Origin of the sequence: Thalassovita litoralis (assembly GCF_900182725.1) — a bacterium.
GTDB classification, from domain to species: domain Bacteria; phylum Pseudomonadota; class Alphaproteobacteria; order Rhodobacterales; family Rhodobacteraceae; genus Thalassobius; species Thalassobius litoralis.
This window is the reverse complement of record NZ_FXTO01000012.1, coordinates 85,246-97,019: the sequence shown is the minus strand read 5'-3', so window position 1 is coordinate 97,019 and position 11,774 is coordinate 85,246. Positions and strand designations below refer to the sequence as shown.

12 protein-coding genes and 1 pseudogene are annotated in these 11,774 nt (G+C 59.2%); 10 read left to right on the top strand and 3 right to left on the bottom strand.

The features are described from left to right. The 8 genes and pseudogenes from FN828_RS11130 to FN828_RS11095 form a co-directional block, all read left to right on the top strand. Positions 1–89 (top strand): annotated as a pseudogene (locus tag FN828_RS11130) (IS5/IS1182 family transposase); the annotation flags it as partial. Positions 90–146: 57 nt separating this feature from the next. Next, positions 147–1,880: a type I secretion system permease/ATPase gene (locus FN828_RS11125; protein ID WP_142493514.1), complete on the top strand. Its 1,734-nt coding sequence runs from the start codon at positions 147–149 to the stop codon at positions 1,878–1,880. Beyond that, positions 1,877–3,184 carry an HlyD family type I secretion periplasmic adaptor subunit gene (locus tag FN828_RS11120; RefSeq protein ID WP_142493512.1) on the top strand — a complete coding sequence of 436 codons (1,308 nt, stop codon included), beginning with the start codon at positions 1,877–1,879 and terminating at the stop codon, positions 3,182–3,184. The genes FN828_RS11125 and FN828_RS11120 overlap by 4 nt, the downstream gene beginning before the upstream one ends. A gap of 120 nt (positions 3,185–3,304) precedes the next feature. Further along, positions 3,305–3,769, top strand: coding sequence for a RidA family protein (locus FN828_RS11115; RefSeq protein WP_142493510.1), 465 nt, complete (start codon positions 3,305–3,307; stop codon positions 3,767–3,769). Further along, positions 3,766–4,533, top strand: coding sequence for a glycerophosphodiester phosphodiesterase family protein (locus FN828_RS11110; protein ID WP_142493508.1), 768 nt, complete (start codon positions 3,766–3,768; stop codon positions 4,531–4,533). Before FN828_RS11115 ends, FN828_RS11110 begins: the two co-directional genes overlap by 4 nt. Before the next feature lie 51 nt (positions 4,534–4,584). After that, positions 4,585–5,763, top strand: a complete 1,179-nt coding sequence (locus FN828_RS11105) for a GNAT family N-acetyltransferase (RefSeq protein ID WP_142493506.1) — start codon at positions 4,585–4,587, stop codon at positions 5,761–5,763. Then, complete coding sequence (locus FN828_RS11100) at positions 5,760–6,056, top strand: 4a-hydroxytetrahydrobiopterin dehydratase (RefSeq protein ID WP_142493503.1); 297 nt, start codon at positions 5,760–5,762, stop codon at positions 6,054–6,056. The genes FN828_RS11105 and FN828_RS11100 overlap by 4 nt, the downstream gene beginning before the upstream one ends. Continuing rightward, positions 6,053–6,904 carry a mechanosensitive ion channel family protein gene (locus tag FN828_RS11095; protein ID WP_142493501.1) on the top strand — a complete coding sequence of 284 codons (852 nt, stop codon included), beginning with the start codon at positions 6,053–6,055 and terminating at the stop codon, positions 6,902–6,904. The genes FN828_RS11100 and FN828_RS11095 overlap by 4 nt, the downstream gene beginning before the upstream one ends. A gap of 68 nt (positions 6,905–6,972) precedes the next feature. Here the strand turns inward: FN828_RS11095 and FN828_RS11090 are convergent, their stop codons facing one another. Next, entirely contained in the window at positions 6,973–7,458 is a 486-nt protein-coding gene (locus tag FN828_RS11090; RefSeq protein WP_142493500.1) for a peroxiredoxin, read from the bottom strand. 94 nt (positions 7,459–7,552) lie between these two features. Here FN828_RS11090 and FN828_RS11085 point away from each other — a divergent pair, with 94 nt between their 5' ends. Both FN828_RS11085 and rsmD read left to right on the top strand, forming a co-directional pair. Further along, on the top strand, positions 7,553–8,761 hold the full coding sequence (locus FN828_RS11085; protein WP_142493499.1) for an NAD(P)/FAD-dependent oxidoreductase: 1,209 nt from the start codon (positions 7,553–7,555) through the stop codon (positions 8,759–8,761). Continuing rightward, entirely contained in the window at positions 8,758–9,315 is a 558-nt protein-coding gene (gene rsmD, locus FN828_RS11080; protein WP_142493497.1) for a 16S rRNA (guanine(966)-N(2))-methyltransferase RsmD, read from the top strand. The genes FN828_RS11085 and rsmD overlap by 4 nt, the downstream gene beginning before the upstream one ends. Before the next feature lie 68 nt (positions 9,316–9,383). Here rsmD and FN828_RS11075 read toward each other — a convergent pair whose 3' ends face one another. Together FN828_RS11075 and FN828_RS11070 are read right to left on the bottom strand one after the other, a co-directional pair. Beyond that, positions 9,384–10,235, bottom strand: a complete 852-nt coding sequence (locus FN828_RS11075; protein ID WP_142493495.1) for a universal stress protein — start codon at positions 10,233–10,235, stop codon at positions 9,384–9,386. Positions 10,236–10,247: 12 nt separating this feature from the next. Next, a complete protein-coding gene (locus tag FN828_RS11070) occupies positions 10,248–11,732 on the bottom strand; it encodes a SulP family inorganic anion transporter (RefSeq protein WP_142493494.1) in 1,485 nt (494 codons plus the stop codon). Between the last annotated feature and the right edge of the window lie 42 nt (positions 11,733–11,774).

Genomic DNA, 11,774 nt, shown 5'->3' with positions numbered 1-11,774 from the left:
GGCGGCGGGTCGCCACCCGATATGACCGCTGCCCCGAAGTCTTCCTCTCGGCCATCGCTCTCGCCGCAACAGTCATGTTTTGGTTATGAGTCCTGAGCCTAAACCGCTTTTGGCAGGGCAAACATTAACATGGCGGAAATGAACGCATGAAAAACCCCAGAACCGAGGCGGGCAAAGAAGAACTGCGCAAAGCACGACGCGAAAGCCGGGGGCTTTTCTGGGCGGTAGCGATTTTCAGCTTTGTGGTAAACATCCTGATGCTGACTGGCCCGCTCTATATGCTACAGGTCTATGATCGCGTTTTGGGCAGCCGTTCGCTGGAGACATTGTTCGGACTGACCCTGATTGTCGCGTTTTTATACGGCATGATGGGCCTGCTGGATTTTTCGCGGGCGCGGATCATGGCCCGTGTCGGATCGCGGTTTCAGGCCCGTCTGGACAAACGGGTCTTTGACGCGGTGATCCGCAAATCGGCCATTGCACCGGATGAAAGCAGCGCAACCGGGTTGCGTGATCTGGAATCGATCCAGCGTATGCTGATTTCCCCGGCGCTGATGTCACTATTCGATATGCCGTGGACGCCTCTGTTCCTGTTTGGGATCATGCTGTTTCACCCTTGGCTTGGCTATCTGGCGATCGGCGGGGGGGCGGTTCTGATCGTCATGACCATCCTGAACCAAACCACGACACGCCTGCCCATCGCCAAGGCGAATATGGCCACGGTTCAATCTGAAAAAATTGCCAACCAGATGATTAACGAGGCCGAAATGGTGCAGGCCATGGGGATGCGGGACGCATCATTCCATCGCTGGCAGGTTGCCCGTGATCGGACCTTGCAGGAATCGCTCGCGGCCTCGGATGCGGGTGGGCTGTTCAGCACGCTGACCAAAACCTTCCGGCTGTTTCTGCAATCGGCCATGTTGGGCTTGGGGGCCTATCTGGTGCTGGCCGGGGAACTTAGCCCCGGCGCAATGATTGCCGGGTCAATCCTGATGGGGCGGGCCTTGGCCCCAATCGAACTGGCCATCGGGAACTGGCCTATGTTCCAGCGGGCCGCCAAAGGTTGGGCCAATCTTTCCGAATTGCTGGGGACGGTCCCGGTAGAACCGCCACGCACCGCCCTGCCCGCCCCAAAGGCAAAACTGGACGTACAACAATTAACGATGGTTCCTCCCGGACAGTCCCAAGCAACACTGCGGATGGTCAATTTCACCGTTCAACCGGGTCAGGCTGTTGGGGTTATCGGGACTTCGGGCGCAGGAAAATCCACATTGGCACGGGCAATCACCGGCCTCTGGCGCCCTGCGGGGGGAAAAATTCGGCTGGATGGGGCCGCATTGGATCAATACGAACCCGGCATTCTGGGCCAATTGATCGGCTATCTGCCGCAACGGGTAGAGTTATTCGATGGCACGATTGCCGAAAATATCGCCCGCCTGTCCCCCAACCCGGATGCCGAAAAAATCGTGACTGCGGCCAAGCGGGCCGATGCGCATGACATGATCCTGAAAATGCCCGATGGCTATGATACCCGCGTTGCGGCATCCGGCGGGCGTTTGTCAGGCGGGCAAATTCAACGGATCGGGCTGGCGCGTGCCATGTATTCCGACCCGGTGATTCTGGTGCTGGACGAACCGAACTCCAATCTGGACAACGAAGGGTCAATGGCCCTGAACCGCGCCATCAAGGCCATGAAGGACGAAGGCAAAACCGTGTTGATCATGGCACACCGCCCCGCCGCCATTCAGGAATGCGACATGCTGCTGATGCTTGAAGCCGGGCAAGTGCGGGCCTTTGGCCCCAAAGAAGAGGTGCTGAAAAAGATGGTGCAGAACCACCAGCAAATCGCCCGTGACGGCAACCCCGGAGGTGTGCAATGACCGATCCTGTCAACACCCGCATTTCCGTTCGTGGCCCATTACTGGTGGGGGTGTTCGCCTTGGTGCTGTTGGTCGGCGGCTTCGGCGGCTGGGCGGCCTTTACCAATATTTCCGGCGCTGTCGTCGCCTCGGGGCGGATCGAGGTGGATCAGAACCGACAAGTTGTACAACACCCTGATGGCGGCGTGATTCAGGAAATTCTGGTTTACGAAGGCGATACAGTCACCGCTGGGGAATTGCTGATCCGTCTGGACCCTGCTGACCTTCTGTCGCAATTGAACATTGTCGAAGGGCAGCTTTACGAATTGATGGCCCGGCGCGGGCGGTTAGAAGCGGAACGCGATGCCCGCGACCAGATCAATTATGATCCAATGCTGTTAGAAGCCGCTGATCAGAACCCCAAAGTGGCTGCGCTGGTGCAGGGGCAGACCCAATTGATGCAGGCCCGGTCTGACTCGATCCGGCAGGAAGTGGAACAACTGAAAAAGCGCCGCGATCAGATCGAAAATCAGATCGAAGGCGTGGATGCCCAACGGGCTGCGCTCAACGCGCAATTGGACCTGATCAAGGAAGAGCTGGACAGCCAGCGCACCCTGCTGGACAAAGGTCTGGCACAGGCGGCGCGCGTTCTGGCCCTGCAACGGGAAGAAGCGAAACTGGCCGGGCAAGTCGGCCAATTGACCGCAGAACGCGCCCAAGCCGAAGGCCGGATTACCGAAATTGATCTGGAAATCCTGAAAAAGGAAACCCTGCGCCGCGAGGACGCGCTGACCACCCTGCGCGATCTGGAATATCGCGAACTGGAATCCGCCGAAAAACGCCATGCCATCCGGCAGAAACTGGACCGGCTGGACATCCGCGCCCCGGTTTCCGGGATCGTCTACGGGATGCAGTTTTTTGCCCCCCGGTCCGTGATCAAACCGGCAGACCCGGTTCTGTTTCTGGTGCCGCAGGACCGCCCGCTGGTTATCGCCGCACAGGTATCCCCACTGCATATCGACCAAATCTATGTCGGTCAGGAAGCAACGCTGCGGTTTTCCGCTTTTGATCAGCGGCAAACGCCTGAATTGTTCGGCAAGGTCGCGCAGGTTTCGGCGGATGCCTTTACCGATCAGGCCAGCCAGCAAAGTTTCTACAGGGTCGAAGTCGACCTGAACGAAAACGAACTGGCCCGCCTGCCCACAGGATCAAAGCTGCTGCCGGGTATGCCGGTCGAGGCGTTCATGAAAACCCGCGACCGTACCCCACTGGATTACCTTGTGAAGCCACTTGCGGATTATTTTGCAAAAGCCTTCCGCGAATAACTGTGAAAGGGGCAGCGCGACAGTTGCGCTGCCCTGATTTGACATCCGGGCTTTCCCGGTCTTTGCATTTTCCGGATGGGGCGTTAGCTTCGGGCCGAACCTATCAGAAGGACTTTGCCAATGACCGGAAAAATCGAAACCCGTCTGGCCGAACTGGGTGTCACCCTGCCCGACGCCCCTGCCCCTGCCGCCAACTATGTCCCCTTTGTTACCATCGGGGACATGGTTTACGTATCGGGTCAGGTATCCGCCGATGACAGCGGGTTTATCACCGGCAAGGTCGGCGCGGACCTGACCACCGAACAGGGGGCCGCTGCGGCCAAACGCTGTGCCATCAGCCTGTTGGCGCAACTGAAAGCAGCCTGTGACGGCGATATTGATCGGCTGGTTCGTGTCGTCAAACTGGTGGGTTTCGTCAATTCGACCGCCGACTATACCGAACAGCCCAAGGTGATTAACGGCGCGTCTGATTTTCTGGTCGAAGCGTTGGGCGATGCAGGGCGGCACGCACGTTCCGCCGTATCTGCCGCAGCCCTGCCGCTGGGCGTGGCCGTAGAAATCGAAGCCATTTTCCAAATCAAATGACCGCGCTTCCCCCGGCCTTTTTGGCAAGCCCGATTGCACATCGGGCCTATCACAATCTGGCAGAAGGTCGGGTGGAAAACTCGCCTTCGGCCATTCAGGCCGCAATTGATGCGGGATACGGGATCGAGATCGACCTGCAACTGTCCGCAGACGGGCAGGCGATGGTGTTCCATGACTACGACCTGCGCCGCCTGACCGGGGAAACCGGCCCCATTCGGGGGCGCAGCGCCGCCGATCTGGGCAAAATCACGCTGTCCGGCGGCACCGATACGATCCCCACCTTTGCGCAAGTTCTGAATCAGGTCGCAGGGCAGGTTCCGCTTCTGGTGGAATTCAAGGATCAGGATGGTGCGATGGGGGCGTCTGTCGGGCAATTGGAGCACGCTGCGGCACAAGCCCTGAATGGGTATGATGGCCCTGTCGCGCTGATGTCCTTTAACCCGCATTCGATGCTGAAAATGGCAGGGCTGACCCCGGATATACCGCGCGGCCTGACCACCAGCGCCTATCGGTCAGAAGATTGGAAACTACTGCCAGCGGGAACGCGCGACCGCTTGCGCGACATTCCCGATTACGATGCGGTCAAGGCCAGCTTTATCAGTCACGAAGCAGGCGATCTGGATCGCCCCCGCGTTGCGGATCTGAAACGGCGCGGGGCGCATATCCTGTGTTGGACCATCCGATCCCCCGAAGCCGAAGCCAAGGCCCGCAACGTGGCCCAGAATATCACCTTCGAAGGGTATGCCGCGAAAATCCCCGCTTGATCGGGAACACCCCTGCCCCAAATACTGCGAGGCAGGAATGCAGGGACGACTATGGGCGAAGATACGATAGAAATTCAGGTGCTTGGCAGCCTGTCGCAAATTGATGCGGCACGCTGGGATGCCTGTGCGCGGGCGGGCGACGGCCCTGCCCCGGACCCGTTCACCACCCACAGGTTCCTGTCCGCGCTGGAAGACAGCGGATCGGTGGGGCCGGGGACCGGCTGGCAGCCGCGTTATCTGGCGGCGTATCGTGACAACCGATTGATTGCCTGTGCGCCGATGTACGCCAAATCCCATTCGCAGGGCGAATATGTCTTCGATCATTCATGGGCACATGCCTATGAACAGGCGGGCGGGCGGTATTATCCGAAATTGCAAATCGCCGTTCCCTTCACCCCGGCCACCGGCCCCCGGTTCCTGACTCTGCCTGGCGAAGACGTCACCGGCCTGTCCGCACTGGTTCAGGGGGCTGTGCAACTGGCGGCGGAAAACTCTGTCTCGTCCCTGCATATTACCTTTTGCACAGAAGCCGAAGCACTGGCAGGTCAGGAAATCGGCCTGATGCACCGCACGGGCCAGCAATTCCACTGGCTGAACCGGGGCTATCACAGCTTTGATGAGTTCCTGTCTGACCTGTCTTCGCGCAAGCGCAAAACCATTCGCAAGGAACGCCGCACCGCGCAGAATTTCGGCGGTACGATCCGGGCGCTGACCGGCGATGACATCAAACCCCACCATTGGGATGCGTTCTGGACCTTTTATCAGGATACCGGCGCCCGCAAATGGGGCAGCCCCTATCTGACGCGGGCGTTTTTCGATCTTCTGCATGACCGAATGCGCCATGACGTGCTGCTGGTTCTGGCCGAACGCGATGGCCACCCCATTGCGGGCGCGTTGAACTTTCTGGGCGCGGATACGTTATACGGTCGTTATTGGGGCTGTACCGAGGATCATCCGTGCTTGCATTTCGAAGCCTGCTATTATCAGGCCATAGACCACGCCATCACCCACGGCCTGACCAAGGTCGAAGCAGGGGCGCAAGGCGAACACAAACTGGCGCGGGGCTATCTGCCGGTGGAAACCCATTCGCTGCATTGGGTCGCCGATCCCGGATTTGGCCGCGCGGTAGAACAGTTTTTGACCGCTGAACGCAAGGCCGTGGCCGAAGACATCGACATCCTGACGGATTACGGTCCCTTCAAAAAGGGCCAAGTGGAGGACCATCAATGACCGAAAAGCTAAGCGATACCGGGCGCAAAACCATGCTGGAACCGTTGCTGGCCGCAGGCTGGCGCCAGTTGGATGGGCGCGATGCGATCATCAAAACCTATGAATTCGCGGATTTCACCGAAGCTTTCGCTTTCATGACCCGCGCGGCGCTTTGGGCTGAAAAATGGAACCACCATCCCGAATGGACCAATGTTTACAAAACCGTCACCGTGACGCTGACCACCCATGACGTAGGCGGGCTTAGCGCGCAGGACGTGAAACTGGCACGAAAAATGGACCAACTGACGACATGAACCTGACCGAACTTCTGAACAAACCGATCTGGAACGGCAAAACGCTGGGCGATTTGCTGACCGTGGAATTTCTGGCCTCGATTCTGGGCAATGTGGTGGCCGCCATCGTCATTCTGGCGCTGGGGTTCATCATTTCCGGCTGGGCCAAACGACGGATTATCGCGCTTAGCGATAAACACGCCAGGTTAGATAACACGCTGTTCGACTTTCTGGGCAATATCCTGCGCTATCTGATTTTGGCCTTCGCCGGGCTGTTCGTGCTGAACACCTTCGGCATTCAAACCACATCCATCGTGGCGGTGATCGGTGCGGCGGGTCTGGCGATTGGCCTAGCGCTTCAGGGAACATTGTCCAACGTTGCCGCCGGGGTGATGATCATCATGTTTCGCCCGATCAAGCTGGGCGATTTCGTGCAGATCAGCGGTGAAATGGGAACCGTCAAATCCATTTCCCTGAACTACACCGAACTGGCCAGCGCCGCGAATGTGCAGATCATCATTCCCAATGCACAGGTCTGGGGCAACACGATCATCAACTATTCGATCTACCCCACCCGCCGCGCGGAATGGATATTCGGTGTCAGCTATGACAGCGATCTGAAACTGGCCGAAGATACGATCCGCACCACCATCATGGCCGATCCCCGCTCCAAAACCGATCCGGCACCGTTTGTTCAGGTCAATAATCTGGGCGATTTCTCGGTCGATTTTCTGGTGCGGGTGTGGGTCGATTCCGCCGATTTCTTTGCCTATCAGGCCGATATGAAACGCGCCGTGAAAGAGGCATTGGACAAGGCGGGCGTGGATATTCCTTTCCCTACGCAAACCCAGATCAACGTCAATTCCTGATTGTAATAAAAGGGCCGCGCCGGTTTGCCCCGCGCGGCCCTTTTTAGTCCAAGCATAACGTCCCGGCCTCAGATCTCGTCCAACAACGCCTCGCCGCTGGAGATTTCACAGCCCCGCGTGGTTTCCGGGTGGAACACTTTAACCACGCCATCTTCGACATACATCGCATAGCGTTTGGACCGGCCATAAAAGCCCACCGCGTCCGCATCGAAGCTTTGGCCGATGGCTTTGGCAAAGCTACCATCCGCATCAGACAGACAGGCAATTCCCGCCTTATCCGCGCCCGTGGCCTCGGCCCACATTTTCATAACGAAGGGGTCGTTCACCGCGACGCATAAAATCTCGTCCACGCCTTTTTCCGCGAATTTATCCTTGGTGCGGATAAAGCTGGGCATATGCGCCACATGGCATGTGGTTGAAAACGCACCCGGCACGGCGAAAATCACCACCTTACGCCCGGCCAGTTTGTCATCCAGCGACACAGTCGCCGGGCCTTCATTCGTCATCACCAGAAAAGTTGCCGATGGCAGTTTGTCACCAACAGAAATTGTCATTGTTAATCGTCCGTCCTTGATTGCGTTTCCTGTCGCGCAGCATATAGGCTGCGCCTGAAAAGAAACCACAGGATTTCAGCGTGGAGGGGTGAAAATGCAAAATATCATCGTGATCGGGGCCGGACAGGCCGGGGCGTCAGCGGTGGCAAAACTGCGCAGCAGCGGCTTTGATGGCACCATCACCCTGATCGGCGAAGAAGCCGCGCCCCCCTATCAGCGCCCGCCCCTCTCAAAGAAATACCTGCTGGGTGAAATGGAACTGGAACGGTTGTATCTGCGCCCGCTCAGCTTCTATCAGGAAAACCACATTGACCTGCGCCTGAACACCCGCGTGGATGCCATTGATCGCGCCGATAAAACCGTCATCGCGGGCGGCCAGCCCTTGCCCTATGACGCGCTGATACTGGCCACCGGATCGGTCCCGCGCCGCCTGCCCGCCGCGATTGGTGGGGCGCTGGATGGCGTCCATGTCGTCCGCGGGCTAGAGGACGTGGATGCAATGGCCCCCGCCTTCCGCGATGGTGCAAGGGTGCTGATCGTCGGCGGTGGCTATATCGGCCTCGAAGCCGCAGCCGTTGCCGCGTCCAAGGGGCTTAAGGTCACGCTGGTGGAAATGGCGGATCGCATTCTGCAACGGGTCGCGTCCCCCCAAACCAGCGATTATTTCCGCACCCTGCATCAGGGCCACGGCGTCACCATCCGCGAAGGCGTGGGGCTGGACCGCCTGACAGGCGACGGGCAGGTATCCGCAGCCATCCTCAGCGATGGTACAGAAATCCCGGTGGATTTCGTGATTGTCGGCGTCGGCATTACCCCCGCCACGGCATTAGCCGAGGCAGCAGGGCTGGACATCGACAACGGCATCAAAACGGACGAGCAAGGCCGCACCAGCGACCCGGCGATCTGGGCGGCAGGCGATTGCGCCTCGTTCCCCTATCGCGGCGGGCGTATCCGTCTGGAATCCGTCCCCAACGCGATTGATCAGGCCGAATGCGTAGCCGAAAACATCCTTGGCGCAGGCAAAACCTATGTGCCGCAACCGTGGTTCTGGTCGGATCAATACGATGTGAAATTGCAGATCACCGGGCTGAATACCGGCTATGATCGGGTGATCACGCGGGCGGGCGACAAACCCGGCGCCATGTCGTTCTGGTACTACAAAGCCGCGGACCTTCTGGCCGTGGACGCCGCCAATGACCCGCGCGCCTATATGATCGGCAAGCGCCTGACTGATAACGGCAAATCCCCCGATCCAGCACTGATCGAAAACCCCGAAACCGATATGAAATCCCTGCTGAAATGAGGATCGTCGCAGGGGATTTCAAAGGCCGCGCACTGGCCGCAGTCGGCAAGGGCGATCCGGGCGCGCATCTGCGCCCCACCACGGACCGCACCCGCGAAAGCCTGTTCAACATGCTGGCAGGGGGGCGCTTTGGCAGCCCCATCGTCAATGCCCGCGTGCTGGACCTGTTCGCGGGCACCGGTGCCTTGGGGTTAGAAGCCCTGTCGCGCGGCGCGACCCATGCCACATTCGTCGACGATGGCAACAAATCCAACGCTCTGATCCGCGAAAACATCCGCATCTGCGGCGCACAGGACCGCAGCAAAATCATCCGCCGCGATGCCCGCAAACTGCCCGCAAATCCAGACGCGCCTTATGATCTGATCTTCCTCGACCCGCCCTATGGCAAGGGTCTGGGCGAAATCGCATTGCAAACCGCCCTGTCCCAAGGCTGGATCACAGACACCGCCCTGATCGTATGGGAAGACAGCGCCCCCATCACCCCACCAGACGCGTTGACCCTGCTGGATGCCCGCAAATACGGCGACACCACGATTTCCATTCTTGAAACCTGATCCCGCTTCTTTCTGATCTGAAATACTCCGGGGGGGCCGCAGGCCGGGGGCAGCGCCCCCATCCCCGCTTATTTCATCAACACCACCGGCACCTTGCAGGTACGGATCATCTGCGTCGTAGTCGATCCAATGATCATACTGCGGATGCGCGAATGACCATAGGCTCCCATCACCAGCAGATCATGGCCTTCAGCCTCCACCAGTTCGCCCAGTGCCGTATCCGCCGCGCCTTCGACGATCTTCACCGTTGCGGTATGCCCCCCGGCGGACAGGGTTGCCTTTGCATCCTCCAGCCCGCGTTTCACCGCGTCTGATGGTGCGCCCACCGTCACCACCGTGCAGTCCAGCCCGGCAAACAGCGGGTTCCGCGCCACGTAATCCACCGCTTTCATTGCGCTGACCCCACCATCATAGGCAATTAGCACCCGTTTGATCGGCTGAAACGCCCGGCTGGCCACAAAGACCGGCACATGTGCCGCACGCACGATCCGCTCCAGATTGGACCCCAGATGCAGCTTGGCGAAATCCGCCGCCTCGCCCCGTTTGCCGATCACGATCATCTGTGCGCCCGCTTCCTGTTCGGTCACGGTTTCCACGATGTCGCCGTTGCGCAGCCGCAGCGCCACCTCGGTCACGCCATCGGCGGCAACAATCGCCTTCGCATCCTCCAGAATGGCCCGCCCCTGTGCCTGTGCCAGCTTGGCCCGTTGCGCATCCAGTTCGGCCAGTTCGGTCATGATTTTCGTTCGCGCACCCAGCCGCAGATTGCCGCTCAGATCGCCCGATCCCCCATCACGGCGACCCAGCACATGAAACAGTTCGACCGGCGCACCCGTGCGCCCCGCGATCCACGCAACATGATGGCAGACGCTTTCCGAATAGGCAGACCCATCCACCAATGCGATGATCTTCTCACTCATGTACCCGCCCCCTTAGTGCGCCAGCAATTTGTCCATCGCGCCGGGCTTATCATGCTCGGCTAGCCGATCCACGATGGTTTCCGATGCTTCGTTCATACCGATGATTTCCACCTCGGCCCCTTCACGGCGGAATTTCAACACCGCCATATCCAGCGCCGCAACCGATGAAATATCCCAGATATGCGCGCGACTGACGTCGATCACCACGCGCTCCAGTGCCTCGCGGAAATCGAACGCCTTCATGAAATCGTCGGAAGAGGCAAAAAACAACTGCCCTTCAACGATATAGCGCCGTTCGCGCCCATCCGCAGACAGTTCAGACCGCACACCGAACAATTGCGCAATCTTCCACGCAAAGAAGATGCCCGACAGTAACACGCCAACCAAAACCCCAATGGCAAGGTTATGCGTGAACACCACGAACACCACGGTCGCCACCATCACGATGGACGAACTGGGCGGATGATCGCGCAGGTTCCGCAAAGACGACCAGCTAAACGTCCCCACCGACACCATGATCATGATCGCCACCAGCGCCGCCATCGGAATCCGCGCCACGAAATCCCCCAGGAACACCACCAAAATCAACAGCACTGCCCCGGCGATAAAGGTCGACAACCGCCCGCGCCCGCCGGATTTCACGTTAATCATGGATTGCCCGATCATCGCGCAACCGGCCATGCCACCAATGAACCCAGTACAGAAATTGGCAATCCCCTGCCCCACGCATTCCTGATTTTTACTGGATGTCGTATCCGTCAGCTCGTCCACCAGATTTTGGGTCATCAGGCTTTCCAGCAGGCCCACAGCGGCCACCGCCGCCGAATAGGGCAGGATGATCATCAGCGTTTCCAGCGTCAGCGGAATATCCGGCAGCAGAAAAATCGGCAAAGTATCCGGCAGCTCGCCCATATCGCCCACTGTGCGCAAATCCAGCCCCAGCGACAGCGATACGGTGGTCAGGATAACGATACAGATCAGCGGCGACGGCACCGCCTTGGTCAGCAGCGGGAACAGATAGATAATGCCCAGACCCGCCGCAACCATGACATAGGTCAGCGGCGGCACATTGATCAGTTCAGGCAGTTGCGCCATGAAAATCAGGATCGCCAGCGCGTTGACGAACCCCGTCATCACCGAGCGCGACACGAACCGCATCACATAGCCCAGCCGCAGCACCCCGGCCCCCACCTGCAACACCCCGGCCAGAATGGTCGCGGCCAGCAGATATTGCAGGCCGTGTTCCTTGACCAGCGTCACCATCAACACCGCAGTCGCGGCGGTTGCGGCCGAAATCATTCCCGGACGCCCACCCACGATGGCGGTAATCACAGCGATGGAAAAAGACGCATAAAGCCCCACCTTGGGGTCCACCCCCGCGATGATGGAAAAGGCAATCGCCTCGGGGATCAGCGCCAGCGCCACCACCAGCCCTGACAACAGGTCGCCTTTCACATTCCGGGTCCATTCCCGGCCATAGGAAGATAGGGAAATCATCGGCAATCGGGCCTCCGTGTCCGGTCACTGTCCCCAGCGCCA

Coding starts and splice junctions, on each gene's coding strand:
- FN828_RS11075 (WP_142493495.1), bottom strand. CDS start 10,235: ATGAGTGAGAAGATCATCGCATTGGTGGATGGGTCTGCCTATTCGGAA.
- FN828_RS11120 (WP_142493512.1), top strand. CDS start 1,877: ATGACCGATCCTGTCAACACCCGCATTTCCGTTCGTGGCCCATTACTG.
- FN828_RS11100 (WP_142493503.1), top strand. CDS start 5,760: ATGACCGAAAAGCTAAGCGATACCGGGCGCAAAACCATGCTGGAACCG.
- FN828_RS11105 (WP_142493506.1), top strand. CDS start 4,585: ATGGGCGAAGATACGATAGAAATTCAGGTGCTTGGCAGCCTGTCGCAA.
- FN828_RS11115 (WP_142493510.1), top strand. CDS start 3,305: ATGACCGGAAAAATCGAAACCCGTCTGGCCGAACTGGGTGTCACCCTG.
- FN828_RS11125 (WP_142493514.1), top strand. CDS start 147: ATGAAAAACCCCAGAACCGAGGCGGGCAAAGAAGAACTGCGCAAAGCA.
- FN828_RS11095 (WP_142493501.1), top strand. CDS start 6,053: ATGAACCTGACCGAACTTCTGAACAAACCGATCTGGAACGGCAAAACG.
- rsmD (WP_142493497.1), top strand. CDS start 8,758: ATGAGGATCGTCGCAGGGGATTTCAAAGGCCGCGCACTGGCCGCAGTC.
- FN828_RS11110 (WP_142493508.1), top strand. CDS start 3,766: ATGACCGCGCTTCCCCCGGCCTTTTTGGCAAGCCCGATTGCACATCGG.
- FN828_RS11090 (WP_142493500.1), bottom strand. CDS start 7,458: ATGACAATTTCTGTTGGTGACAAACTGCCATCGGCAACTTTTCTGGTG.
- FN828_RS11085 (WP_142493499.1), top strand. CDS start 7,553: ATGCAAAATATCATCGTGATCGGGGCCGGACAGGCCGGGGCGTCAGCG.
- FN828_RS11070 (WP_142493494.1), bottom strand. CDS start 11,732: ATGATTTCCCTATCTTCCTATGGCCGGGAATGGACCCGGAATGTGAAA.